27 protein-coding genes and 1 riboswitch are annotated in these 24,308 nt (G+C 70.1%); of the genes, 12 read left to right on the plus strand and 15 right to left on the minus strand.

The window, feature by feature from the left end:
- Positions 1–24: 24 nt before the first annotated feature.
- A riboswitch (FMN riboswitch) is annotated at positions 25–165 on the plus strand.
- A gap of 65 nt (positions 166–230) precedes the next feature.
- The 7 genes from ribD to BLR68_RS04255 all read left to right on the plus strand — a co-directional run bounded on the left by ribD (position 231) and on the right by BLR68_RS04255 (position 6,785).
- Positions 231–1,250: a bifunctional diaminohydroxyphosphoribosylaminopyrimidine deaminase/5-amino-6-(5-phosphoribosylamino)uracil reductase RibD gene (ribD, locus tag BLR68_RS04225; RefSeq protein WP_018188798.1), complete on the plus strand. Its 1,020-nt coding sequence runs from the start codon at positions 231–233 to the stop codon at positions 1,248–1,250.
- Positions 1,250–1,897 (plus strand): riboflavin synthase, encoded by a 648-nt coding sequence (locus BLR68_RS04230; RefSeq protein WP_018188799.1) that lies wholly within the window; start codon positions 1,250–1,252, stop codon positions 1,895–1,897. The genes ribD and BLR68_RS04230 overlap by 1 nt, the downstream gene beginning before the upstream one ends.
- Entirely contained in the window at positions 1,894–3,174 is a 1,281-nt protein-coding gene (locus BLR68_RS04235; RefSeq protein ID WP_018188800.1) for a bifunctional 3,4-dihydroxy-2-butanone-4-phosphate synthase/GTP cyclohydrolase II, read from the plus strand. Before BLR68_RS04230 ends, BLR68_RS04235 begins: the two co-directional genes overlap by 4 nt.
- Complete coding sequence (gene ribH, locus BLR68_RS04240; RefSeq protein WP_018188801.1) at positions 3,171–3,644, plus strand: 6,7-dimethyl-8-ribityllumazine synthase; 474 nt, start codon at positions 3,171–3,173, stop codon at positions 3,642–3,644. The genes BLR68_RS04235 and ribH overlap by 4 nt, the downstream gene beginning before the upstream one ends.
- 51 nt (positions 3,645–3,695) lie before the next feature.
- Positions 3,696–4,046: a hypothetical protein gene (locus tag BLR68_RS04245; protein ID WP_018188802.1), complete on the plus strand. Its 351-nt coding sequence runs from the start codon at positions 3,696–3,698 to the stop codon at positions 4,044–4,046.
- 168 nt (positions 4,047–4,214) lie between these two features.
- The gene (locus BLR68_RS04250; protein WP_026303053.1) at positions 4,215–5,663 is read left to right on the plus strand and encodes an MFS transporter; all 1,449 of its coding nucleotides are present in this window, start codon (positions 4,215–4,217) and stop codon (positions 5,661–5,663) included.
- A gap of 129 nt (positions 5,664–5,792) precedes the next feature.
- The gene (locus tag BLR68_RS04255) at positions 5,793–6,785 is read left to right on the plus strand and encodes an NADP-dependent oxidoreductase (RefSeq protein WP_018188804.1); all 993 of its coding nucleotides are present in this window, start codon (positions 5,793–5,795) and stop codon (positions 6,783–6,785) included.
- A gap of 3 nt (positions 6,786–6,788) precedes the next feature.
- Here the strand turns inward: BLR68_RS04255 and BLR68_RS04260 are convergent, their stop codons facing one another.
- The 3 genes from BLR68_RS04260 to BLR68_RS04270 are packed head-to-tail and all read right to left on the minus strand — an operon-like array spanning position 6,789 to position 9,426.
- A complete protein-coding gene (locus BLR68_RS04260) occupies positions 6,789–7,610 on the minus strand; it encodes an ABC transporter permease (protein ID WP_018188805.1) in 822 nt (273 codons plus the stop codon).
- Positions 7,607–8,488 carry an ABC transporter permease gene (locus BLR68_RS04265; RefSeq protein ID WP_018188806.1) on the minus strand — a complete coding sequence of 294 codons (882 nt, stop codon included), beginning with the start codon at positions 8,486–8,488 and terminating at the stop codon, positions 7,607–7,609. The genes BLR68_RS04260 and BLR68_RS04265 overlap by 4 nt, the downstream gene beginning before the upstream one ends.
- On the minus strand, positions 8,485–9,426 hold the full coding sequence (locus BLR68_RS04270; protein ID WP_026303054.1) for an ABC transporter ATP-binding protein: 942 nt from the start codon (positions 9,424–9,426) through the stop codon (positions 8,485–8,487). Before BLR68_RS04270 ends, BLR68_RS04265 begins: the two co-directional genes overlap by 4 nt.
- 54 nt (positions 9,427–9,480) lie before the next feature.
- On the opposite strand from BLR68_RS04270, the gene BLR68_RS04275 reads away from it, so the two are divergent.
- Positions 9,481–11,370, plus strand: a complete 1,890-nt coding sequence (locus BLR68_RS04275; protein ID WP_018188808.1) for an ABC transporter ATP-binding protein — start codon at positions 9,481–9,483, stop codon at positions 11,368–11,370.
- A gap of 95 nt (positions 11,371–11,465) precedes the next feature.
- Here the strand turns inward: BLR68_RS04275 and BLR68_RS04280 are convergent, their stop codons facing one another.
- Positions 11,466–13,367, minus strand: a complete 1,902-nt coding sequence (locus BLR68_RS04280) for a phosphoenolpyruvate carboxykinase (GTP) (RefSeq protein WP_018188809.1) — start codon at positions 13,365–13,367, stop codon at positions 11,466–11,468.
- Positions 13,368–13,475: 108 nt separating this feature from the next.
- On the opposite strand from BLR68_RS04280, the gene BLR68_RS04285 reads away from it, so the two are divergent.
- The 4 genes from BLR68_RS04285 to efeB all read left to right on the plus strand — a co-directional run bounded on the left by BLR68_RS04285 (position 13,476) and on the right by efeB (position 18,548).
- Entirely contained in the window at positions 13,476–14,909 is a 1,434-nt protein-coding gene (locus BLR68_RS04285) for a helix-turn-helix transcriptional regulator (RefSeq protein WP_018188810.1), read from the plus strand.
- Between the two features lie 152 nt (positions 14,910–15,061).
- The gene (gene efeU, locus BLR68_RS04290) at positions 15,062–16,012 is read left to right on the plus strand and encodes an iron uptake transporter permease EfeU (protein ID WP_018188811.1); all 951 of its coding nucleotides are present in this window, start codon (positions 15,062–15,064) and stop codon (positions 16,010–16,012) included.
- Positions 16,009–17,247 carry an iron uptake system protein EfeO gene (efeO, locus tag BLR68_RS04295; protein WP_018188812.1) on the plus strand — a complete coding sequence of 413 codons (1,239 nt, stop codon included), beginning with the start codon at positions 16,009–16,011 and terminating at the stop codon, positions 17,245–17,247. Before efeU ends, efeO begins: the two co-directional genes overlap by 4 nt.
- Positions 17,244–18,548: an iron uptake transporter deferrochelatase/peroxidase subunit gene (gene efeB / locus BLR68_RS04300; protein WP_018188813.1), complete on the plus strand. Its 1,305-nt coding sequence runs from the start codon at positions 17,244–17,246 to the stop codon at positions 18,546–18,548. The genes efeO and efeB overlap by 4 nt, the downstream gene beginning before the upstream one ends.
- Positions 18,549–18,630: 82 nt before the next feature.
- Here efeB and BLR68_RS04305 read toward each other — a convergent pair whose 3' ends face one another.
- The 11 genes from BLR68_RS04305 to BLR68_RS04355 form a co-directional block, all read right to left on the minus strand.
- Complete coding sequence (locus BLR68_RS04305) at positions 18,631–18,807, minus strand: CsbD family protein (RefSeq protein WP_018188814.1); 177 nt, start codon at positions 18,805–18,807, stop codon at positions 18,631–18,633.
- 68 nt (positions 18,808–18,875) lie between these two features.
- Positions 18,876–19,490 (minus strand): hypothetical protein, encoded by a 615-nt coding sequence (locus tag BLR68_RS04310; protein ID WP_018188815.1) that lies wholly within the window; start codon positions 19,488–19,490, stop codon positions 18,876–18,878.
- Positions 19,487–20,071: a DUF6286 domain-containing protein gene (locus tag BLR68_RS04315; RefSeq protein WP_018188816.1), complete on the minus strand. Its 585-nt coding sequence runs from the start codon at positions 20,069–20,071 to the stop codon at positions 19,487–19,489. The genes BLR68_RS04310 and BLR68_RS04315 overlap by 4 nt, the downstream gene beginning before the upstream one ends.
- Positions 20,068–20,463, minus strand: a complete 396-nt coding sequence (locus tag BLR68_RS04320) for a hypothetical protein (protein WP_018188817.1) — start codon at positions 20,461–20,463, stop codon at positions 20,068–20,070. The genes BLR68_RS04315 and BLR68_RS04320 overlap by 4 nt, the downstream gene beginning before the upstream one ends.
- Positions 20,463–20,651 (minus strand): DUF2273 domain-containing protein, encoded by a 189-nt coding sequence (locus BLR68_RS04325; protein ID WP_018188818.1) that lies wholly within the window; start codon positions 20,649–20,651, stop codon positions 20,463–20,465. Before BLR68_RS04325 ends, BLR68_RS04320 begins: the two co-directional genes overlap by 1 nt.
- Entirely contained in the window at positions 20,648–21,115 is a 468-nt protein-coding gene (locus BLR68_RS04330; protein ID WP_018188819.1) for an Asp23/Gls24 family envelope stress response protein, read from the minus strand. The genes BLR68_RS04325 and BLR68_RS04330 overlap by 4 nt, the downstream gene beginning before the upstream one ends.
- A gap of 140 nt (positions 21,116–21,255) precedes the next feature.
- Entirely contained in the window at positions 21,256–21,624 is a 369-nt protein-coding gene (locus tag BLR68_RS04335) for a hypothetical protein (RefSeq protein WP_018188820.1), read from the minus strand.
- A gap of 4 nt (positions 21,625–21,628) precedes the next feature.
- Complete coding sequence (locus tag BLR68_RS04340) at positions 21,629–22,204, minus strand: Asp23/Gls24 family envelope stress response protein (protein ID WP_256335309.1); 576 nt, start codon at positions 22,202–22,204, stop codon at positions 21,629–21,631.
- Positions 22,201–22,788 (minus strand): RNA polymerase sigma factor, encoded by a 588-nt coding sequence (locus BLR68_RS04345; protein WP_336126414.1) that lies wholly within the window; start codon positions 22,786–22,788, stop codon positions 22,201–22,203. Before BLR68_RS04345 ends, BLR68_RS04340 begins: the two co-directional genes overlap by 4 nt.
- A gap of 99 nt (positions 22,789–22,887) precedes the next feature.
- On the minus strand, positions 22,888–23,964 hold the full coding sequence (locus tag BLR68_RS04350) for a winged helix DNA-binding domain-containing protein (protein WP_091362290.1): 1,077 nt from the start codon (positions 23,962–23,964) through the stop codon (positions 22,888–22,890).
- Positions 23,936–24,277, minus strand: coding sequence for a DUF6054 family protein (locus BLR68_RS04355; protein WP_018188824.1), 342 nt, complete (start codon positions 24,275–24,277; stop codon positions 23,936–23,938). The genes BLR68_RS04350 and BLR68_RS04355 overlap by 29 nt, the downstream gene beginning before the upstream one ends.
- Positions 24,278–24,308 lie beyond the last annotated feature (31 nt).

Below are 24,308 nucleotides of genomic sequence, written 5' to 3' on the forward strand. Positions count from 1 at the left end.
GGTTGATTACACTGCAAGAGCAAGAAACGTGCTCCGGGGTCGGTGGGAATCCGAACCGGCGGTGACAGTCCGCGAGCGGGACCCAGGTCCTGCTGATCCGGTGGAAATCCGGAACCGACGGTGATGCGACGAGAGTCGCTAGTCCGGATGGGAGGAAGCACGGTGGATGCGGCGACGCCGTATCCACCTGTCGCGCCCGCGCCCCGGAGAACCCCATCGTGAGGATCCGGATGAGTGTCACCGACGCGGAGCGCAGCGCGCTCCGTCACGCGTTCGCGCTCGCGACGAACGGGCCTCGCGGCCTGAACCCGCAGGTCGGGGCCGTCATCCTCTCGCCCGAGGGCGCCGTGCTCGCCGAGGGCTGGCACCACGGCGCCGGCACCCCCCATGCCGAGATCGACGCGCTGTCGAAACTGGGGCCGGATGCCGCCCGCGGCGCCACCGCCGTCGTGACCCTCGAGCCCTGCAACCACACCGGCCGCACCGGCCCGTGCGCCGTCGCCCTCATCGAGGCCGGGGTCGCTCGCGTCGTCTACTCGGCCGAGGACCCGGGCGCCGTCTCGTCCGGAGGCGCAGAGCGCTTGCGCGCCGCCGGTCTCGACGTCGAGGGGGGCGTGCTCCGCGAGGAGGGCGAAGACCTCATCTCGTCGTGGCTGACCGTGCAGCGCCTGGGGCGACCGCATGTCACCGTCAAGTGGGCGCAGTCGCTCGACGGTCGGGCCGCGGCATCCGACGGCACCAGCCAGTGGATCACGGGACCCGACGCGCGCGCGGACGTGCACCGCCGCCGCTCACGGGCGGACGCGATCGTCGTCGGCACCGGCACCGTCCTCGCGGACGACCCCGCGCTCACCGCACGCACCGCGGACGGATCGCTCTACGAGGACCAGCCGCGGCCGGTCGTCGTCGGAATCCGCGCAGTCCCCCAGGAGGCCGCGCTCCGGCGCCACCCGCGGCCGTTCATGCAGGACGAGGGCGAGGATCTCCGCGACCTGCTCGACAGGCTCCGCGAACTCGGCGCTCACCGCGTGTTCCTCGAGGGCGGCCCGACGCTCGCGGCGTCGTTCCTGCGCCAGGGACTGGTCGATGAGCTCCTCGTGTACGTCGCGCCGACCCTAATCGGAGGAGACCGCGTCGCGGTCGGCGACATCGGAGTCACGACGATCGCAGAGCAGCGCCGACTCGAGATCCTCGGTCTCGACCGACTCGGTGACGACATCCTCGTCACCTTGACCCCCAAGGAGGGCTGATGTTCACGGGCATCATCGAAGAGCAGGGCGTCATCACCGCCATTGATCCGTCCGGCGACGGCGTACGCCTCGCGGTCCGCGCACCGCTCGCGGTCTCGGACGCGCAGCGCGGCGACTCGATCTCCATCAGCGGGGTCTGCCTCACGGTCACCGACCAGACGCCGGAGGGGTTCACCGCCGACGTCATGAAGCAGACGCTCGACATGTCGACGCTCGGCACGCTCGCCGTCGGCTCCCCCGTCAACGTCGAGCGCGCCCTGGCCGCGCACACCCGGCTCGGCGGGCACATCGTGCAGGGACACGTCGACGGCACCGGCGAGGTGCTCGAGGTGCGCCCCGGCGAGCAGTGGCGCGTCATCCGCGTCTCGCTGCCCGCGGACCTCGCCCCCCTCGTCGTCGACAAGGGATCGATCACCGTGCAGGGCGTCTCGCTCACCGTCTCGGACGTGTCGGACGCCGACGCGTCGTCGCAGTGGTTCGAGATCTCCCTCATCCCCGAGACCCTCGAGGTGACCACACTCGGCGCGCTGACGCCCGGCGACCGGGTCAACCTCGAAACCGACATCCTGGCGCGGCACGTGCAGCGCCTGCTCCGATTCGCCTCACCCGACGGCATCCCGTCCACAGAAGAAGGAGGCTCCCGATGAGCCTTTCGTCCATCCCCGACGCCCTGGCAGCCCTCAAGGAAGGCCGACCGATCCTGGTCGCCGACGACGAGAGCCGCGAGAACGAGGGCGACATCATCATCTCCGCCGAGCTGGCCTCGCCGGAGTGGCTCGCCTGGACCATCCGGTGGTCCAGCGGCTTTCTCTGCGCGCCGATGCCGGCGGACTGGGCCGACCGGCTCGACCTGCCGCCGATGGTCGAGGTCAACCAGGACGCCCGCAGCACCGCGTACACCGTGAGCGTCGACGCCGCCGACGGCGTCACGACCGGCATCAGCGCGTCGGACCGCGCCCGGACGGCCAACGTCCTCGCGGACCCGACGTCGGTCCCCGCCTCCCTCATCCGCCCCGGCCACGTGCTCCCGCTCCGCGCCGTCGACGGCGGCGTGCGCGAGCGCGCCGGGCACACCGAAGCCGCGGTCGAGCTCATGCAGCTCGCCGGCCTCCAGCCCGTCGCCGTCATCGGCGAAGTGGTCGCTGACGACGGCAGCATGATGCGGATGCCGGGCCTGCTGGAGATGGGCGAGCGCGAAGGCATCCCCGTCATCACGATCGAACAGCTCATCGCGCACGTGAGCGCAGCCGACGGCGACAGCGCCGCCGCACACACCGACCACATCGGCAAGCGTCGCGTGAGCCTGCGCGCGGAGGCGAAGGTCCCGACCTCGCACGGGGAGTTCCGCTTCCTCGCGTACAAGGACCGCATCACCGGCACCGACCACATCGCCGTCGTCTCCGGCGAACTCACCGAGGAGGCGCCGCTCGTACGGGTCCACTCGGAGTGCCTGACCGGTGAGGCCTTCGGCTCGCTGAAGTGCGAGTGCGGTCCGCAGCTCGAGGCGGCCCTGGACGCCATCGAGCAGGACGGCGGCGTCGTCATCTACATGCGCGGCCATGAGGGTCGCGGCATCGGTCTCATCAACAAGCTGCGGGCCTACAGCCTGCAGGAGCGCGGCCTCGACACGGTCGACGCGAACCTCGCACTCGGGCTGCCGGCCGACGCTCGCGACTACGCGGCGGCCGCCGGCATCCTCACCGACCTCGGCGTCAAGCAGATCCGCCTGCTGACCAACAACACCGACAAGGTCTCGCAGCTGCGCGCACTCGGCCTGACGATCGTCGACCAGGTGCCGCTGCTCGTCGGGGTCGGCGCGAACAACCACCAGTACCTGGCGACGAAGGCCGACCGCATGGGTCACATCATCGACGCCGACGAACTGCGCGAAGCACTCGCGCACAGCGAGGAGCACAAGGCATGAGCGGCCACGGAGCACCCCAGACCGAGATCGTCGACGCGAGCGACCTGTCGGTCGTCGTCGTCGCCGGCCAGTGGCACGATGTCATCACCGATGGGTTGATCGCCGGCGCGAAGCGCATCCTCGACGCGTCGGGCGCCTCGTGGCGACTCGTCCGCGTGCCGGGATCGTTCGAGCTGCCGGTCGCCGCCAAGGCGGCACTCGACGCCGGCGCCGACGCGGCCGTCGCGCTCGGGGTCATCATCCGGGGCGGCACTCCCCACTTCGATTTCGTGTCCTCCGCCGCGACCGACGGCCTCACCCGCGTCGCGCTCGACACCGGCAAGCCCGTCGGCTTCGGCGTCCTGACGCTGGACGACGAGCAGCAGGGACTCGACCGGGCGGGCCTGGAGGGCTCGAAGGAGGACAAGGGTGCGGAAGCAGCGGATGCCGCGATCCGCACCGCGCTCGTCCTCCGCGACCTCCGCGTCTGAGAGCTCGAGCCGATGCTGCGCGGGATCTCCACCTTCAGGTAGCCTGAGGGCATGGAGACCCTGCGCAGCATCGTCGTTCTCGTCCACCTCGTCGGATTCGCGACGCTCTTCGGTGCGTGGGTGGTCGAACTCGTCGGTCAGCGCCGCGTGACCCGCATCATGCACTGGGGACTCGGCATCGCCCTCGTGGCCGGCCTCGCACTGTCGGCGCCCTGGGGACTCGACCACGACCTCAACTACGCGAAGATCGGCATCAAGCTCGTCATCCTGGTGATCATCGGCGGGCTCCTCGGCGCGGGCGCGGGACGTCTGCGGAAGTCGGGCTCCGTCCCCGCGGGGATCTTCTGGCCCATCGGCATCCTGACGCTCGTCAACGCCGGCCTCGCCGTCATCTGGCGCTGACCGGGACTTCTCGCGCGACGCGCGGGAGTAGGGTGGAGGTTTGCGTCGACCACTCCGTCGACGCATCGGTGATCCCAGTGCTGTGATGCCCTCGCGTCACCCCTGCGAGCGCATCCGCCGCCGACACGTCCCATGAGGACCCACCGCTTCGTTCCGAAGGTCCCCCGCATGTCATCCGCAGCACCCGCGGCATCCGCCGCACCCGCCAATCCGCGCTCCCGCGTCATCACGGCGAGCCTGATCGGCACGACGATCGAGTTCTACGACTTCTACGTCTACGCGACCGCCGCCGTCCTCGTCTTCCCCATCCTCTTCTTCCCGGCCGGCAACGACACCGTGAACCTGCTGCTGTCGTTCAGCATCTTCGGCGCGGCCATGGTCGCGCGCCCCGTCGGCGCCGTCATCTTCGGCCACTTCGGCGACAAGTTCGGTCGCAAGGCCACGCTCGTCGGATCGCTCCTGACGATGGGCGTCGCGACGTTCCTCATCGGCTTCCTGCCGACCTACGGCCAGGTCGGCATCGTCGCCCCGATCCTGCTCCTGATCCTCCGCCTCGCGCAGGGCTTCGCCCTCGGCGGCGAGTGGTCGGGCGCTGCGCTCGTCGCGACCGAGAACGCTCCGAAGGGAAAGCGAGCCTGGTACGGCACGTTCCCGCAGCTCGGTGCGCCGATCGGCTTCATCATCGCCAACACCGTCTTCCTGGTGATCTACTTCCTCCTCCCCCACCCGGACGGACCCGCGCAGCGCAGCGAGGAGTTCCTCGCCTGGGGCTGGCGCGTGCCGTTCCTGTTCTCGGCGGTCATGGTCATCGTCGGTCTCTACGTGCGCCTGAAGCTCGTCGAATCGGCGACGTTCGCGAAGGCCGAGAAGACCGGGGCGATCCGCAAGTTCCCGCTGGGTGAAGTCGTCCGACGCCACTGGAAGCAGCTCATCCTCGGCACGTTCATCATGCTGGCGACCTACGTGCTCTTCTACCTGATGACCAGCTTCACCCTGGCGTACGGCACCAAGGCCACCACCGACGGTGCCGCCGCGGCCGCCCAGGCCGCCGGGACGCCCTTCGACGCGGCCACCTATGTGCCCGGCCTCGGGTTCGGGTACACGGACTTCGTCATCATGCAGATCGTCGGCGTCATCTTCTTCGGCGTCTTCACACTGCTGTCCGGCCCCGTCGCCGACTCGATCGGACGTCGTCGCCTGCTGCTGTGGATCACGGGACTCATCGGCGTCTTCGGCCTGCTGTTCAACGTGTTCCTGCTGCCCCAGCTCGACCCGAAGTTCAGCGGTGCACTCGTGCAGGCGTTCCTCATCCTCGGGTTCATGCTCATGGGCGCGACGTTCGGCCCGATGGGGGCCCTGTTGCCCGAGCTCTTCCCGACGAACGTCCGCTACACGGGGTCGGCGATCTCGTACAACGTGTCGTCGATCCTCGGTGCCGCTCTCGCTCCGATCGTTGCGACCGCGCTGTGGGCGGCCGCGGGCGGCTCGCCGTGGCTGGTCGGCATCTACCTGTCGGGCTCCGCCGTCCTCACCTTCATCGCCCTGTGGCTGTCGAAGGAGACGAAGGACGTCGAGTACGAGACGAACATCGGACACGCGGACCTCGGCATCCGCTGACCTCCGCTGAACCGACGGATGCCGCGGCCCACCCCATCGGGAGGGCCGCGGCATCCGTTCTGTCAAGAGTTCCCCTCGGGCACGAGGCGGGTCTATCGTCGGCCTCACAGGCACACGAGGGAGTGGACCATGGCTATCAAGAAGGTCACCCAGGCATCGGTCGTCGAGTACGACCAGACCGGCGGGCCGGAGGTGCTGCATCTCGTCGACCGCCCCCTCGCCGAGCCCCGCCAGGGCGAGGTGACCGTCGAGGTCATGACGATGGGCCTCAATCACATCGACGGTTTCGTCCGCTCGGGCGCCGAGAAGGAATGGAACGACGAGTTCCCGCGCCGTTCGGGCAGTTGCTTCGCAGGCACCGTCATCGCAGTCGGGCCCGAGACGTCCGGCTTCCCCGTGGGCAGTGACGTCGTCGGCCACCTCCGCTCGGGCGCCCAGGCCAGCCACCTCACAATCTCGGTCGACCGCCTGGTCCGCAAGCCCAAGAACGTGACCTTCGAGACGGCGGGCGGGCTGTACCTGGCCGGGACGACGGCCCTCGACATCCTCGACGAACTCAAGGTCGGCGCCGGGGACACCGTCGTCATCTCGGCTGCCGCCGGCGGCGTCGGCAGCGTCGAGGCGCAGATCGCGATGCATCGCGGCGCCCGCGTGATCGGAACGTGCGGCGCCCGCAATTTCGACTATCTGCGACAGCTCGGCGTGAAGCCGGTGCAGTACGGCGATGGGATCGTCGACCGCATCCGTGCGCTCGCCCCCGACGGAGTGAGCGCCTACATCGACAACTTCGGCCAGGACGGACAGGACATCGCCGAGGCGCTGGGCGTCCCGGCAGGCAAGTTCCGCTCGAGCGCCGACCGGCGTGACCGCGAGGTCGCCCTGCTCTCGGACGAGCCCGATGCGGTCGCGCACGGGACGGATCAGCTTCGGAAAGTCGTGGATCTCGCCGAGAAGCGCGCCGTGAACGTGCTCGTCTCGGGCTTCTATCCGCTGGCCGACGTCGCCGAGGCGTACGACGACCTGCTGAAGCTGCACTCCCGAGGCAAGGTCGTGCTCGCGACGCATCCGGTCAATCCCCGCCGCATCCGCAAGGCGCGCGAGGTCATGGAGTCCGGCCGCTGAGCCTCAGTCGAGGAACAGCGCGCGCAGCCGCTTCGTGGTGAAGACGAGCCCGACGGCGATCATCACGACGTAATACAGAACGTGCCACAGCATGTCGACCGACAGGATGCCGAGGGTCAGCCCGCGGATGAGTTCGACGCCGTGCCACAGCGGCAGCGCCATGACGATCGACTGCACCCAATCCGGGTACACCGTGATCGGGTAGAACGTCGCCGAGAAAAGGAACATCGGCAGCAGCACGAAGTTGATCCAGTCCATGTGCTGGAACGTCTTCATGTAGCTCGTGATCGCCATCCCCAGGCTCGCGAAACCGAACGCGATCAGGAGTACTGCCGGAATCGCGAGGATCGCGGTCCAGGCGAGGTTCAGCCCGAGCACCTGCATGACTATCATGAATCCGGTCGCGTAGAGCAGGCCCCGCAGGAGCGCGTAGAGGATCTCGCCGAGGGCGACGTCGAGAGGCCCGAGCGATGTGGCCAGCATCCCCTCATAGAGCTTCCCGTAGTTGAGTTTGAAGAAGACGTTCCACGTGGAGTCGTAGATCGCGCCGTTCATCGCCGAGACGGCGAGCAGTGCGGGCGCGATGAACGCCTTGTAATCGACGTCGATGCCCTGCGAGGTCTCGACGGTGCCGATGAGCGCGCCGAGGCCGAGCCCCATCGACAGCAGGTAGAAGACCGGTTCGAAGAACCCGGAGAGCACGACCGCCCAGCTCGACGAGCGCGCGGCGAGGAACCCGCGCTGCACGACGGCGCCGGGGTTGCCCGCCCAAAGGGCACGCACTCCCCCGCGGCGGGCGGCGGTGTCGACGGCGACGGCGCTCACTTGGCGAGCCTTTCGATGAAGACTTTCCGGCCCCAGAGGTACCCCACTCCTGCGAGCACGACGAGATACGCGAGGTGGACGACGATCATCAACGGCGGCACTGCGGCACCGTACGTGCCCAGGCGACCGAGCTCGGCGCCGTGCCAGAGCGGCGAGATCCAGCCGATCCACTGCAGCCAGACGGGCAGCGTATCGAGGGGGTAGAACGTGCCCGAGAACAGGAACATCGGCATGAAGATGAAGCGCTGGACGAGCGCGAACTGCCCCCTGTCGTCTTCGATCGAGCCGGCGTACGCCATGAGCGGGATGCCGAACGCGAGGCCCGCGAGGATGCCCGCCGGGATCGCGATCCACCCGGTCTCGGGGTTCGGCACCGTCGTCCACCCGATGCCGAGGGCACCGAGGAGCCAGATGAAGAGGTAGTACGCCGCGACCGCGAACGTCATGCGGGCGGCCGCGCCGATGATGACGCCGTTGGCGATCTGCGGGCTCGACAGGGCGGACGCGTTGAACCCGAAGAAGTACCGTCGCCACTTGAACCCGGCCATGACGGGGTACGTCATCTCCTCGGAGGCGACGGAGATCGCCGCCGTGACGAGGAGCGCGGGTGCGACGAAGACGAGGTAGTCGACCTGCACGCCGCGGTCGTCGATCGGCGTCCGGATGAGCGCGGCGAGGCCGGCGGCCAAGCCGAGCAGATACAGAACCGGCTGCCCGAGCGCTCCGACCACGATGGTCCAGCCGTAGGCGCGCATCGCCCGGACCATGTGCTCCGTGACGTACCAGCTGCCGAATCGACGGGGCTTGCGCCCCCACTCCATCGCTTCTGCCCGCAGCTCGTCGAGCGTCGGCTGCGCTGCCTGTGTCGTCTCGCTCATTCGATGAGCGACCGTCCCGTGAGGCGGAGGAACACGTCCTCCAGGCTGGACCGACGGACGAGGCTCGTCATCGGCTGCAGGCCCGACGAGGTGACCCGTTCGAGGGCGGCCTCACCGTCGTGGGCATAGACGAGGATGCGGTCCGGCAGCACCTCGACGCGGTCGCCGATACCCTGCAGCTGGGCGGCGACCTGCTCGTTGCGGTCGGAACCGAAGCGCACCTCGAGCACCTCGCGGCTGGAATATTCGCGGATGAGGGAGGCTGGGCTCCCCTCGGCCATGATGCGCCCCTTGTCGACGACGACGAGCCGGTCGCAGAGCTGTTCGGCCTCGTCCATGTAGTGGGTCGTGAGGACGAGCGTCGTGCCCCGCTCCTTGAGGCGGAACAGGCGGTCCCAGAGCACGTGACGCGCCTGCGGATCAAGGCCCGTCGTGGGCTCGTCCAGGAGCAGGATGCGCGGGTCGTTGATGAGCCCGCGAGCGATCGTCAGGCGGCGCTTCATCCCGCCGGAGAGCTGGTCGACCTTGTTCTTCGCCTTGTCCTCGAGCTGGGCGAACGCCAGCAGCTCATCGGCCTTCTCGGCGCACACCTTGCCCGGGAGGCCGAAGTACCGCCCGTAGATGTAGAGGTTCTCGCGCGCGTTGAGCTCGCCGTCCAGGTTGTCCTGCTGCGGGACGACGCCCAGGCGCGAACGAATCTCGGGGCCGTGCCGGTCGGGGTCCAGCCCCAGGATCGACAGGTTCCCGCTCGTCCGGGTCGACACGGCGCCGATCATCTTCATCGTCGTCGATTTACCGGCGCCGTTCGGGCCGAGCAGACCGAAGGACTCCCCCGGTGCGACCTCGAACGACAGTCCGTCGACGGCGACGAAGTCGGGCTTGCTCTTGCTCTTGTAGGCCTTCACGAGCTTCTCGGCGCGGATCACGGGTTCTGGCACCGGACCACACTATCGACGGGCGGGGACACGGTCAGGACGGAGGAAGATAGAGGGATGTCCACGCCTCGCCGCGGTCTGCGCCGCCCCTCGAAGGACGACGGCCCCCGCGCCAGCCTCCGTCAGCTCGTCCCCTTCCTCCTCGAACACAAGCGTGTTCTCGTGGTGGTCGGCGTCCTCAGCGTGCTCGAAGCGGTCGCCACCCTCATCCAGCCGCTCCTCGTCGGGAACGTCATCGGCCGGGTGCAGGCGGGCCAGGCCCTCGGCATCCTCGTCTGGGTCCTCGTCGGCCTCGTCGTCGTGTCCTCGCTCATCGGCGGATTCCAGCACTACCTGCTGCAGCGCACCGGCACCGCGGTCGTCTACTCGAGCCGTCGCCGACTGATCGCCAAGCTCCTGCACCTGCCGGTGCAGGAGTACGACGCTCGGCGCACCGGCGACCTGGTGTCGCGGGTCGGCACGGACACGACCCTGCTCTACGCCGTCCTCACGCAGGGGTTCGCGGACTCGATCGGGAACGCCCTCATCTTCGTCGGCGCGATCATCGCGATGCTCATCATCGACCCGATCCTGCTGCTGCTGATCGTCGTCGTCATCGGCGCCTCGGCGACGGTCGTCGTCGTGCTGAGCGGCCGCATCCGTCGGGCCACGCTCGAGCAGCAGGAGAAGGTGGGCGCGCTCGCCTCCGGCGTCGAGCGGGCGATCGGCTCGATCCGCACGATCCGCGCCTCGGGCGCGGAGGCCCGTGAGCAGGACACCATCTCGTCGACAGCCAGCGAGGCCTACGACGCCGGCGTGAAGGTCGCGAAGGCCTCGGCGGTCGTCGTCCCCGTCGCGGGAATCGCCCTGCAGGTCTCGCTCCTCGTCGTGCTCGGCGTGGGCGGGTTCCGCGTCGCATCCGGCGCCATCGAGATCGCTCAGCTCGTCGTCTTCGTGATGTTCCTCTTCTTCCTCGTGCAGCCCCTCGCCTCGTTCTTCGGCGCGATCACCTCGGTGAACCAGGCGCTCGGCGCGCTCGGCCGCATCCAGGAGGTCCTCGACCTGCCGGACGAGACGGCCGAGGATGCCGCGATCGCCGCATCCGCCGCCTCATCGTCCGCCGACTCGACGGCCGCCGACTCGACGGCCGCCATCGAGTTCCGCGACGTGCACTTCTCCTATCCCGAAGCGGTCGTCCGCGCCCGCCGGAGCGCGCAGGATGAGGCGATCAAGACCCTCGCCGACGCCCGCGCGCCCCTCCCCGAGGAGTCGGAGCCCGAACCCGAGGCGACCGTGCTCCGAGGCGTCTCGTTCGAGGTGCCGCGCGGAGCCCGCGTCGCACTCGTCGGCCCGTCGGGGGCCGGCAAGTCGACGACCCTCTCGCTCATCGAGCGCTTCTACGACCCGACCGCCGGCGCGATCCTCATCGACGGGATCGATGCCCGCGCGCTCGACCGCCTGTCGCTGCGCGCCCGACTCGGGTACGTGGAGCAGGACGCCCCCACACTGGCGGGCACGATCGCCGACAACCTGCGCCTCGCATCCCCGAACGCGACCGACGCGGACTGCGAACGCGTGCTCGACGCCGTGAACCTCACCGAGGTGCTCGAGCGCTCGCCCCTGCGCCTGGAAGCACCGGTGGGAGAGGCGGGCGTGATGCTCTCCGGTGGTGAGCGTCAGCGTCTGGCGATCGCGCGGGCCCTGCTGGCCGCTCCGCCAATCCTGCTGCTCGACGAATCCACATCGTCCCTCGACGGCCTGAACGAGCAGCGGATGCGCGACGCGATCGACGCGGTCGCCGCGGGTCGCACGCTCGTCGTCATCGCACATCGGCTCTCGACGGTCGTCGACAGCGACCTCATCGTCGTCCTCGATCACGGCCGCGTTGTGGGTCAGGGCACGCACGACGAGCTCGTGCGCGACGTGCCGCTCTACCGCGACCTCGCCGCCCGCCAACTGCTGGTCTGAAGGCTCCCCCGAACGCACCGCGACCCGACGCGAACTGCGACTCCCGGCATCCGGGAACAGCAGTTCTCGTCGGGTCGACGCCTGGTGCGGGAGGCTCAGGCCTCCTGCTGCGCGCGCTGCAGGCGGTAGCGCAAGGCGGCGAGCTCGGCGTAGAGGGCCGGCGGGACCTTGCCCTCGAACGTCCGGTAGAACTCCTCGGTGAGGTCGGCTTCGGCGAGCCAGGATGCCGGGTCCACCGCGAACAGCTCGTCGAGATCGGTCTGCGGCACCTCGATCCCCGCGAGGTTCAGGTCGTCGGTCTTCGGCAGGCGCCCGACGGGGCTGTCCACGGCGCCGACCGACCCGTCGATGCGGCGGATGATCCAGTCGATGACGCGGGCGTTGTCACCGAAGCCGGGCCACAGGAAGCGCCCGTCCGAGCCCTTGCGGAACCAGTTGACCTGGAAGATGCGCGGAGCCCGGTCGAAGCGCAGCTTCTGACCGACCTTCAGCCAGTGGCCGAAGTAGTCCGCCATGTTGTAGCCGCAGAAGGGCAGCATCGCGAAGGGGTCGCGGCGGAGTTCGCCGACGAGCCCCTCGGCGGCGGCGGTGCGCTCGGACGAGATGTTCGAGCCCATGAAGACGCCGTGGGTCCAGTCGGTGGCCTCGACCACCAGCGGGACGTTGGTGGCACGGCGTCCGCCGAACAGGATCGCGTCGAGCGGGACGCCCTCGGGGGCATCCCAGTCCGCGGCGATCTGCGGGCACTGGCCCGCGCTGACGGTGAAGCGCGAGTTCGGGTGGGCGGCGGGACGACCGGATGCCGGGGTCCAGGGCTTGCCCTCCCAGTCGGTGAGCTCGGCCGGCGCCTCGTCGGTCAGGCCCTCCCACCACACGTCGCCGTCGGGACGGAGCGCGACGTTCGTGAAGATCGTGTTGCCCCAGAGAGTGTCGACCGCCGTCACGTTCGTCGATTCGCCCGTCCCCGGCGCGACGCCGAAGAAGCCGGCTTCGGGGTTGATGGCCCAGAGGCGGCCGTCCTCACCCGGACGCAGCCAGGCGATGTCGTCGCCGAGCGTCTCGACCCGCCACCCGGGGATGGTCGGGCGGAGCATGGCGAGGTTCGTCTTGCCGCAGGCCGAAGGGAACGCTGCGGCGACGTGGTAGGCCTTGCCCGCGGGGTCGATGACGCGGATGAGCAGCATGTGCTCGGCCAGCCAGCCCTCGTCGCGGCCGATCACCGAGGCGATCCGCAACGCGAAGCACTTCTTGGCGAGGATCGCGTTACCGCCGTAGCCGGAGCCGAACGACCAGACCTCGAGCGTCTCGGGGAAGTGGACGATGTACTTCTCGTCGTTGCAGGGCCACGCCTCGTCCTGCTGTCCGGGAGCGAGCGGCGCGCCCACCGAGTGCACGGTCTTGACCCAGGGCTTGCCGTCGGCGATCTGCTGCAGCACCTCGGCGCCCACGCGCGTCATGATGCCGATGGACGTGACCGCGTAGGCGCTGTCGGTCACCTGAACGCCGATGTGCGAGAGCGGGCCGCCCACGGCGCCCATCGAGAAGGGCACGACGTACATCGTCCGGCCGCGCATGCTGCCCTCGAAAAGGGGCGTGATGGTCGCGCGGATCTCGTCGGGCGCGATCCAGTTGTTGGTGGGCCCGGCATCCTCTTCACGCTCCGAGGCGATGAAGGTGCGACCCTCGGTGCGGGCGACGTCGCTCGGGTGCGAGCGGGCGAGGTAGGACCCGGGACGCCACTCGGGGTTGAGCTTGATGAGCTTGCCCTCATCGACCTGCTGGCGCAGCAGCGCGTCGTTCTCGGCGGCCGAGCCGTCGACCCAGTGGATGCGGGCGGGCTGCGTGAGCGCCGCGATCTCGTCGACCCACGCGTGGAGGGCCGCCATGCCCTCTCCGGTGACGGCGGGACGGATGCCGGTGGGCGCCGGCGTCGAGCGGGCGACGATCGGCGTCGAGCCGGTACGGGTGGGGCGGGTGAACAGGTCTGCGATGGCCATTCGGCGCTCCTCGGTCGGGGTGGGGTATCTCCACTGTGCGCCCAACAACCCACTCTTTTCGCAATTCTCTGCGTCAAGAAATGCGATTCTTTCGATAGCATCAAGTTCATGGCGACGCCCCTCCAGCTCTCGACCCTCGGCCACCGCATCCGGCATCAGCGGACCGCCCACGGCTTCACGCTCGACGAACTGGGGGCGCTCGTCGGCATCGCCGGGAGCCAGCTCAGCCTCATCGAGAACGGCAAGCGCGAGCCGAAGCTGTCGGTCCTGCAGGCGATCGCGACGGCGACGGGCACGGACGTGACCGACCTGCTCTCCACGGAGCCCCCGAACCGCCGCGCCGCCCTCGAACTCGACCTGGAGCGCGCGCAGCGGAGCCCCGTGTTCCGCCGCCTCGGCGTCGCCCCGGTGAAGGTCACGAAGACGATGTCGGATGAGACGATCGAGGGCATCCTCGCCCTCCACCGCGAACTCGAGCGGCGCGAACGCGAATCGATCGCGACACCCGAAGAAGCCCGCCGCGCCAACACCGAACTGCGCCTGCGGATGCGGGAGCAGAACAACTACCTGCCCGACATCGAGAAGCTCGCCGAGAAGAAGCTCAAGGCCGCCGGGCACTCCACCGGCGCCCTGACGCACCGCACGGTCAGCATCATGGCGGAGCAGCTCGGGTTCGAACTCATCTACGCGAGCGACCTCCCGCACTCCGCGCGATCGGTCACCGACCTCGAGAACGGGCGGATCTACCTGCCCCCGGCATCCATCCCCGGCGGCCACGGCCTGCGGTCGATGGCGCTCCAGGCGATGGCGCACCGTCTGCTCGGGCACACCCCGCCGACCGACTACGCCGACTTCCTGCAGCAGCGCCTGGAGATCAACTACTACGCGGCGTGCTGCCTCATGCCCGAGACCGCGTCGGTCGCCTTCCTGACCCAGGCCAAGAAGGACCGGAACCTCGCCGTCGAGGACTTCCGCGACGCATTCGGCGTGACCCACGAGGCGGCCGCGATGCGGATGACCAACCTCCTGACGCAGCACCTCGGCATCCCGCTCCACTTCCTGCGCGTCGACGGGGCGGGCGCGATCAACCGCGTCTACGAGAACGACGGGCTGCCGTTGCCGATGGATGTGACGGGATCGGTCGAGGGGCAGGTGGTCTGCCGCAGATTCGCGGCGCGGTCCGCGTTCGCGGAGCAGAACCGGACGACCGAGCACTACCAGTACACCGACACCCCCGGCGGGACGTTCTGGTGCTCGAGCCAGACCGGTTCGACCGCGGAGGGCGAGTTCTCGATCACGGTCGGGGTGCCCTTCGACGACGCTCGCTGGTTCCGCGGGCGCGAAACGCCGAAGCGGGCGGCCTCGACGTGCCCCGACGAAGCCTGCTGCCGGCGACCCGACGCCGATCTCACCGAACGGTGGAAGGGCAAGGCATGGCCGAGCGCCCGCGTGCACATGCAGATGTTCTCGCCCCTTCCGCGCGGGATGTTCCCCGGCGTCGACGACGGCGAGGTCTACGCGTTCCTGGATCGACACGCCTGAACGCCGTGTTGAGCGCCGCCGCGCGGCGGGTGTACGCTCTCGCGAGTGAGGTTCGCCTAACCTAATCTGCGACGACGTGCAGCAGGTCCCGCGGACGGGCTGCGACGGGGCAGCGGGCACCGGCCTCACTCCCGAACACCCGAAGAGATCCCGTGCTCGCCTCGCTCCTCCCTCCCTTCCTCATCGGCCTCCGCGAAGGCCTGGAGGCCGCGCTCGTCGTCGGCATCCTCGTCGCCTACCTCGTCCGGATCGACCGCCGCGACGTCCTCCCGAAGCTCTGGGCCGGAGTGGGACTCGCGGCAGTGCTCGTCCTCGTCATCGGCGCCGTCCTCACCTTCGGCGCCTACGCCCTCACCTTCCAGGCCCAGGAGCTCCTCGGCGGCCTCCTCTCCCTCCTCGCCGTCGGCATGGTGACCTGGATGATCTTCTGGATGCAGCGGACCGCGCGCACCATGCGCTCCCATCTCGAGAGCGGCATCGATCGCGCACTCGCGATGGGCGGCTTCTGGGGGATCGTCCTGATCGGGTTCGTGTCGGTGGCTCGCGAAGGCATCGAGACGACGCTCTTCCTCTGGTCCATGGTGCAGACCGCCGGCCAGGAAGGCCCGGGCTGGCTCGGCGCCGTGCTCGGCCTCGCCGTCGCCGTCCTCCTCGGATGGCTGCTCGCCCGCGGCGCCGTGCGTCTCGACCTCCGCCGGTTCTTCGCGTGGACGGGCGGCTTCCTCGTCGTCGTCGCCGCAGGTGTGCTCGCCTACGCCTTCCACGACCTGCAGGAGGCGGGCGCCCTCCCCGGACCCTTCTCGGATGCCGCGACCATCGACCCCGTCACCGGTGGCGTCGGCGTCGGCGTCGCCGGGTTCCCGTTCGGCTGGGCCTTCGACCTGAGCGCGCAGCTCCCTCCCGGCAGCGCGATCGCCGCGCTCCTCCAGGCGACCGTCGGCTTCATGCCCGAGATGACCTGGCTGCAGGTGATCGCCTGGGGGCTGTACCTCGCCGTCGTCGGCACGTTCTTCGTCCGAGGCCTGTTCCCGCGCCCGCGCCCTGCGCCTGCGGCATCCGCCGGCACCTCCGCATCCCGTCACGCATCCCAAGGAGCATCATGACCCGCCCCCGCCTGACCACGGCGCATGCCGCCCTCGCCCTCGTGGCCGTCAGCACCGTCGCCCTCTCGGGCTGCGTCGCGAAGACCGACGCGACGAGCACGGACGCCCTCACGGTGACCTCGACGGATACCTCCTGCGACGTCTCGACGGCGACGGCGAAGAGCGGAACGCTGACCTTCGCGGTGTCGAACAAGAGCTCCCAGGTGAGCGAGTTCTACCTGCTCGCCGAGGACGGGCTGCGCATCATCGGCGAAGTCGAGAACATCTCACCCGGCGCCGAGCGGACCCTGACCGTCGTCGCGCAGCCGGGACAGTACAAGACGCTCTGCAAGCCGGGCATGGTCGGCGAGGGCGTCGGGCGCGCTGATTTCAGCGTCACCGGCGGGGCGGTCGCCGCCACCGGCGACGACGCCGAGCAGAAGCAGAAGGCCGTCGACCTCTACGCCGCGTTCGTCAAGGACCAGGTCGAGCAGCTCGTCCCCGCCGTCGACGCCTTCACGACCGCCTACGAGTCGGGGCGGGACGACGAGGCGCGCGCGCAGTTCCCGATGGTGCGCGCGTTCTACGAGCGCATCGAGCCGGTCGCCGAATCCCTCGGCGACCTCGACCCGCGCATCGACTACCGCGAAGTGGATGCCGTGGCCGAAGGCATCGAATGGACCGGCTTCCACCGCATCGAGAAGGACCTGTGGGTCCCGGAGAAGGACGCGCTGAACGCCGACGGCGAGACGCCGGCGTGGCAGGACTGGTCTCCGTCGACCACGAAGGAACGGGCGACGTACGGCGACAAGCTGGTCGCGGACGTCGGCGAACTCAACGACTACGTCCACTCCGACGCGTTCCAGAAGGCGCTCGACGCCCAGGGCATCGCCGGGATCTCCAACGGCGCGATCGCCCTGCTCGACGAGGTGGCGACCGGGAAGATCAGCGGCGAGGAGGACTGGTGGTCGGGCACGGACCTGTCGGACTTCGCCGCGAACGTCGAGGGCTCGAAGATGGCGTTCTCGCTCGTGCGTGAGTTCGCGTCGGCCGCCGGATCAGACGGGAAGACGCTCTCGACGGAGATCGCGCGGCGCTACGACGACCTGAACGCCGCCCTCGCCGCCCACGGCTCGCTCGAGAAGGGCTTCGTCGCCTACAAGACCCTCACCGAGGACGACAAGCGCGAGCTGACCGACCTGATCAACGCGCTGGCCGAGCCGCTGTCCCGCCTGACCTCCACCGTCCTGCAATGAGCACCGAGGACTCGCCCTCAGAAGAGACCGCCCGCCCGTCGCTCAGCAGGCGCGGCCTGTTCGGTCTCGCCGCCGGGGTCGGCGCCGCGGGCCTCGCGCTCGGCGCGGGTGCGGGCTCCGCGATCGGCGTCGCGGTCGGGCGCGAGCGCGCGGAGCAGGAGGGGGCGGCATCCGTCCACCCCTTCTTCGGGACGCACCAGGCGGGCATCACGACCCCGATGCAGGACCACCTGCACTTCGCTGCCTTCGACATGATGGCGGGCTCGAGCCGAGACGACCTGCAGTCGCTCCTGAAGGACTGGAGCTACGCGGCGGCACGGATGACGCAGGGTCTCGACGTGAGTGCCAGCGGCGCCGTCGGAGGGTCGCCCGAGGCGCCGCCGGACGACACCGGTGAGGCGCTGGGGCTGCCGGCATCCGGCCTGACGATCACCTTCGGCCTGGGCCCGACCCTGTTCTCGACCGACAGCGGCGAGGATCGGTACGGGCTCGCCCGGCTGCGCCCGGCGGGCCTCGCGAAACTGCCCGCGTTCCTCGGCGACGACCTCGACCCGTCCGTCTCGGGGGGCGACCTCTGCATCCAGGCGTGCGCCGACGATCCGCAGGTCGCCGTGCACGCGATCCGCAACCTCAGCCGGATCGCCTTCGGGCGTGCGCGGCTGCGCTGGTCTCAGCTCGGCTTCGGAAAGACCTCGAAGACGACCGCCGCGCAGGCGACGCCGCGGAACCTCTTCGGCTTCAAGGACGGTACGGCGAACATCCTCGCGGACGACACGAGCGCCCTCGCCGACCACGTGTGGGTCGCCGAGGACGACGCTCCGGCGTGGCTCGCCGGCGGCTCGTACCTCGTGGCCCGCAAGGTCGCGATGCTCATCGAGACGTGGGACCGCGTGCGACTGTCGGAGCAGCAGCGGATCATCGGACGCGACAAGGCGCAGGGCGCTCCGCTCTCGGGCGGCGTCGAGACGACCGCGCCCGACTTCGGCACCACGGATGCCGCCGGTGCCCCCGCGATCGACCGGGCCTCGCACGTGCGCCTCGCCCATCCCGACCTGAACAACGGCATCCGCATCCTGCGGCGCGGCTACAACTACGTCGATGGCAACACCGACCTCGGCCGCCTCGACGCGGGACTGTTCTTCCTCTCGTACCAACGGAGCCCGGACCAGTTCGTGACGCTCCAACGCGCCCTGTCGACCGACCTCATGAACGAGTACGTGCGTCACATCGCGTCGGGCATCTGGGCGGTGCCCCACGGCGCGGGGGCTGGCTCGTACGTGGGCGCGGAACTGTTCGCCTGACCCGGGCACACGAAAGCGGGGAGCACAGTCCCCGTGTGCTCCCCGCTCGACTCGCGCGCCCGAACAGCGCGAGTGGTGAAGGTCAGTCCTTCTTGAAGGCGTCCTTCACGTTCTCGCCGGCCTTCTTGGCGTCGGCCTTCGTCTGGTCGGCCTTGCCTTCAGCAACGAGCTTGTCGTTGTCGGTGGCCTTGCCGATCGCTTCCTTCGCCTTGCCGGCGATGTCCTGAGCGGCGTTCTTGATCTTGTCGTCGAGTCCCATGAGGGTCTCCTTTCTCTATCGGTGGTGGGGGGGAAACCGGTGCCTGGACCGGTGGTTCGATCGGTGGATCAGCTGACCCGCGCGGCGTCCGAGGCGAACCTGCTGCGCAGGCCGCCGTGGATCGAGATGTAGGCGGCGGTGTCTGCGCCGGTCACGGCTGCCAGGCCGTCCATCAGCCGATCGACGTGATCGACGACGCGACGGGGGTCGGCTCCCTGACGGGCCGTGATGCTCACGTGGAGCACGGGCTCGTCGCGGACCGTGTGCGCAGTGACGGATGCCGCGACCACGTCGCCCTCACGGGCGAGGGAATTCTTCACGGCGTCCGCCGCGAAGCCCTCGGTGATCGTGACCCGGCCGAGCGGCGTCTGCGAGCCGCTCGAGCGGAGGACGGTGCGGGAACGCCGGCTCACGAGAGTCGTGAGACTGGCGAAGAGGACGACCGCGATCACGATCGCGATGACCGCCGCACCGATGACCGCCCAGCTGAGCGCGGTGCCGGGGATCGCGGTGGCGTCGCCCGCGGCGCGGAGTGCGTCGACGGCGGCCTTTCCGGAGGAGGTCCACACGTCGCCGACGGCCGGGAGGGCCGCCGCCGTGGCCGCCGCGCCCCCGCCGATCAGCAGGATCACGCCGACGATCATCAGGACGGTGCGGTTGAGTGCACGGTTGGTGTCGTTCATGCCGCCTTCTCCTCATCGTCGGGGCGCGCGATCCGCACGCGGGTGCGAACAGGGCGCGCCAGCTTCAGCGCGGCGATCTCCGCATCGGCCAGCGAGGTGACCTGGGTCTTGTCGACCGGGATGCCGGCTCCGGGACGGACGGTGACGTCGACGCTCCGGTGGGCGACCCCGACCGTCACACGGTCGCGGGCGACGCCGATCTCGTCGCTCACACGCTGGGCGAGCGCCGCGGCGAGGACGCCGTTGTCGATGACGGCGACGCGGCCACCGGCATCCACTTCGTGCTTGGACAGACGGCCCGGCGCGACGGCCAGGACCACGAGCCACAGCCCGATCGCGGCCACGACGAGCCCCCCGGCGACACCGGCCGCCACCGGGGCGTTGCCGGGGAGTCCGGCCAGCCACTCCAGCGCCGCCACAGGGCGCACCAGAAGTGCGGGCTGGGCCGCGAGGGCCAGCACGAGCTCGACGGCGACGTACAGGGCCAGGATGATCGCGACCAGGACGACGAGGGCGAAGGCGACGCTGCGCGGCGAGTGGGTCTCGCGGCGCACAACGCGACGCAGCACAGGGGTGGTCATCGCACACGCTTCCTTTCCGGGGTCCGGGCACCGGTCACGGTGACGTCGATTCGGGCGATGTCGCGCCCGAGGAGGTGGGTCAGTCGCTCGCGCAGCTGCTCCTGCATCTGCGAGGCGCGCTCGAGGACGGGGACGGTGCTCCGCACCGCATCCAGATCATCGAGATCGGGGACGGGGAGAGGGCTCGATACCTTCAGAGCCATGCCGTCCCGTCGGTCGGCGACACCCACGGAGATCTCGCCCCGCGGGACGCCGATGACATCGGCGGACACCGCCCGTGCGATGCCGACGAGCACACGCTCGGCGACCTCGGTACGGCCGGCGACGCCGGGGGCCGCGGCGGCGGGTCGCGAGGACCCGCCGCCCGCCGTTCCGTCGGTGTCGGTACGCATCAGGAGGTGCGCCGTCCCGTGAAGGCGTCGGTCACGGCCCGCACGTCGAGCTTGCCCGAGGCGATGCGGCCCACGACGGCGCCGATCGCCATGAACAGGGCGGTGAGGAGGAATCCCCAGAACCCGAACGCGAGGCCCACGACGGCGAGGATGGCGCCGGTCAGGGCGCCGATCAGCGTGGTGCTCATGAGACGCGCGACTCCTCGTGCTGCTCGTCCTCGTCGCCCGGGATGTGGACGTCGTCGACGGTGACGTTGACCTCGACGACCTCGAGTCCGACGAGGCGCGTGATGGCGCCGGCGACGGCGTCACGGACCTGCGAGGCGACCTGGTGGACGGGGGTCGGGTACTCGACGACGATCGTCAGGTCGACGGCGGCCTGGGTCTCGCCGACCTCGACCTTGACGCCCTGACCGAGGTCCTGGGCGTTGATGGCGTTGCGGATCGCGCCGAGGGCACGGGCTCCGCCGCCACCGAGAGCGTGGACGCCGGGGATCTCACGAGCGGCGATGCCGGCGACCTTGGCCACGACGCCGTCGGAGATGACGGTCGTGCCGGCGGTGGACGACGAGGTCTCGTCGGCCTTCGGCAGCGAACGGTCGACGCGTGCGCCGGGCACGGCGGGGGTGGTCGCGGGGGTCTCGGTAGCCATGATTCTCCTCTTTCTCGAACGATCTTCCGACGCACCGTGGGTGCGTCGCGGGCCGTTGCTTTCGGCCTCGTACATAAGAGGGCCGGGCGTCCCGATTCGTCACAAAAAAGTTCGGAGAAGTTCTGCGACCGCTCTCGGCGTCAGTGGATCCGGGCGATCTGGATGCTGATCCGCGCGTCGTCCGGGGTGTTCGCGATCAGCGCGTCGGCCACGCGGCGGGCCGCATCCGGGGTGTTGTCCCGCGACGCGGTTGCGATCCGCGCGGCGACCAGCGGCATCCCATCGCGAACGGTCACGGCGACCTCCGCCATGCGATCCCCGTCCGCGCCGGCGGCGGCGGCGATGAGACCGGGGATGCGAGCGACGGTGGAGCGGGGCGAGTAGACGTCGGTGACGCCGTCGACGGCGCGGATGCGGGCGACGAGATCGGGCTGGCCGGCGGACGCGTCGATCGGCTCGTCGGAGGGTTGCCCGATGGGGGGCTGGCCGATGGAGGGGACCCGGGTCATGGCGTCACTCCTTCCCTTCTGTGCCGTGGAGCTCCTCGACGGCGACGTTGACAGCGGTGACGTTGAGCTCGGTGTGCTCGGCGAGGACGCGGTAGACGAGCTCGCGAAGGCTCGCCGTGAGCTCGGGGATCGACTTGCCCCAGGCGACGGAGGCGGTGAGTTCGATGCGCACCGGGGCGCCCGGGGTCTCGGCATCGCCCACGATCTCGGTGCGCCCGAGGTAGATCCCGTCGAGCTCGTCGGCACTCGAGCGCACGAGCGAGCGGACGGCCCCCTCGGTGACCGTGATCGTCACGCGGGGGTCGGGGTGGTGGATGGGGAAGCTGCGACCCGCGCGCAACTCGGAGTGGATGACCGAGAGGATCCCCTCGAACCAGCTCTCGGGGGGTCGCGGCATCCGCTCGGCATCGTCGGCGACCAGGTCCCGGGAGAGCTGGCCGACCCGCTCCAGGGCCTCGATGACGTTCAGGCAGTCGGGGCACGACTCGATGTGGGGGTCGCGGGGCGTGCGACCGGACTCGACGTAGCTGCTGAGCTCGTCGACGGAGCGGCCGCACTCGAGAGTGTCGTCGTCGTTCATCGCCACCCCTCCATCTCGATCGCGATGCTCGCCCGGGCCCGTGCGAGCAGTCCCCGGACGGTGCTGTCGGTCATGTTCATCTCTTCTGCGATCTCGGCGTAGCTGAGCTCTGCGACTTCGCGCAGCAGCCAGCATCGGCGTTGATCCTCCTTCAGTCGGTCGAGCGCCCGCGAGAGGGCCGCGAGGCGGTCGTTCTGGATCGCCGCGCGCTCGGGCTGCGCATGCGAGGACGGCGGAAGGACAGCCTCGTCGAGAGCATCCTCTCGCGATCTCCGGGTCGCGAGGGCGAGTGCCTCCCGGCCGGCGATCCGCATCAGCCACGATTTCACGGCCGACGGGTCGCGGAGCGTCGGGAGCTGCTTCCATGCCGTCACGAACGCGTCCTGCACGACGTCGTCGGTGTCGGCGACCGACCCGACGATGCGGTAGACGTAGGCGCGCACGAGAGAGGAGTGACGCCGGAGGATCTCTCCGAAAGCTGCCGTGTCGCCGTCGACGGCACGCTGGACGAGGATCCGGTCGGGTGCATCGCGAAGCGACGAGGTGTCGCGCCGGGGAGAATCGCGCAGCGGGGAGTCGATGATGCACTCCCTCCGACACGGCCGCCAGGATCAGCGGGCTCGAGAGGACGCTAATCGGGCGGAACGGCACGAAGAACCGCTTGCGCCACGGCTCCGCACTCGCTATTGGCGCCCGAAGAAGCCACCCACGCGTGCGAGCGCGTCACCCACCCCGGCATCCGACTCCCCGTCGAACAGGGTCGCGGCGGGGATGCCGGAGCTCCCCACCGCGAGCGAGAGGCTCCAGGTGCCGACCGCGACACCACCGCGGAGGATGACCGGACGCACCATCCCGTTGGCGGTGGGGCCGACGCTCGTGCGATCGCCGGCACCCATCCCGATCGAGCGGTCGGCGTACGAGAGGACGTATTCGTCGAAGGCCGGGAGCGCGATCGTGCCCGGGAGGGCCGGGGCGGGCACGGCGGTGGTCGGCTCGTCGGGCACGTCGAGGAGCTCCCCGCCGAGGGCCACGACGCGGTCGCCCGCACGCTCGGCGGCTCCCCGGGCCTGCCCCGCCGGAAGCCCCGCCCACCAGACGAAGTCCGCACCGGTCGCGGGCCCGTGTCCGCGCAGGTAGGCCACGAGGAGATCGACGGCCGGGTCGTCGCCGGCCGGGCCTCGGGGTGGGAGGGCGACGAGGTACTGCTCACGGGCGACACCCTCGTCGCGCGGGACGACAGGGCCGAGCGCGAGCACCCCGCGGATCGACAGGGCGGTGAGGATGCGCGTGCCCGCGGTGACGGACCCCGCGACGCCGTCGCGCTGCAGGGCGTCGACGAACGCGGCCCTGGTCAAGGGCGCCTCTGCGGCGAGGGCGGACCGGAAGACGCGTTCGCCACGATCGAGCACTCCCGGGTCGATGCCGTACGCCCGCGTCTGCCGCTCCCCCGTCACGTCGAGGATCGCCCCCACCGAGCCCGGCTCGACGATGTGGAGGGTGCCGCGCTGCGTCCACGCGCGCACCAGGAGCCCCGCGTCGAACGCGCGGTCGACGTCGCCGACGGCGGGGCCGCCGGAGGTGCGGATGCCGAGCGCCCAGCGACCGGCCGCGAAGTCCTGCGCCTGCACGGCGAACAGCCGGCGCGCGACGTCGGGGACGGTCGCGGCGGGCTCGACGAGCAGGTGCGAGCGGAGTCGACGGAGTCGGATCTGCGCGGCATCCATCTGCGGTTCAGTCGGTCGCGTAGGGCTGGAGCGCATCGACGACGCTCGCGGCGAAGTCGGCGCTCGCCCCCCAGTCGAACCGGAACAGGGCGCCCTCCCCTCCCCCGGATCCCCGGAAGACGGCCTTCGTGCGACCGGCGAGGTTCTCGAGCAGGACCGTCAGCGACGCCCGGCTGCTGGTGCGCATGTAGTACTTCTCGAAGATCAGGAGCGCGGTCTGATGCCCGGCCTCCGTCGCGGTCGCGTGCTGACCCACGCACTCCACCGTCATCCCCGACGACTGCACGTGGTCGAGCACGATCCGGGCGGCGTCGAACGGCGTGAGGCTGATCTCCATCGTCTGCAGCATGACCGCAGTGTGCCACGGACGTCCCCGTCCG

Source organism: Microbacterium sp. 77mftsu3.1 (assembly GCF_900100525.1).
GTDB lineage: Bacteria > Actinomycetota > Actinomycetes > Actinomycetales > Microbacteriaceae > Microbacterium > Microbacterium aquilitoris.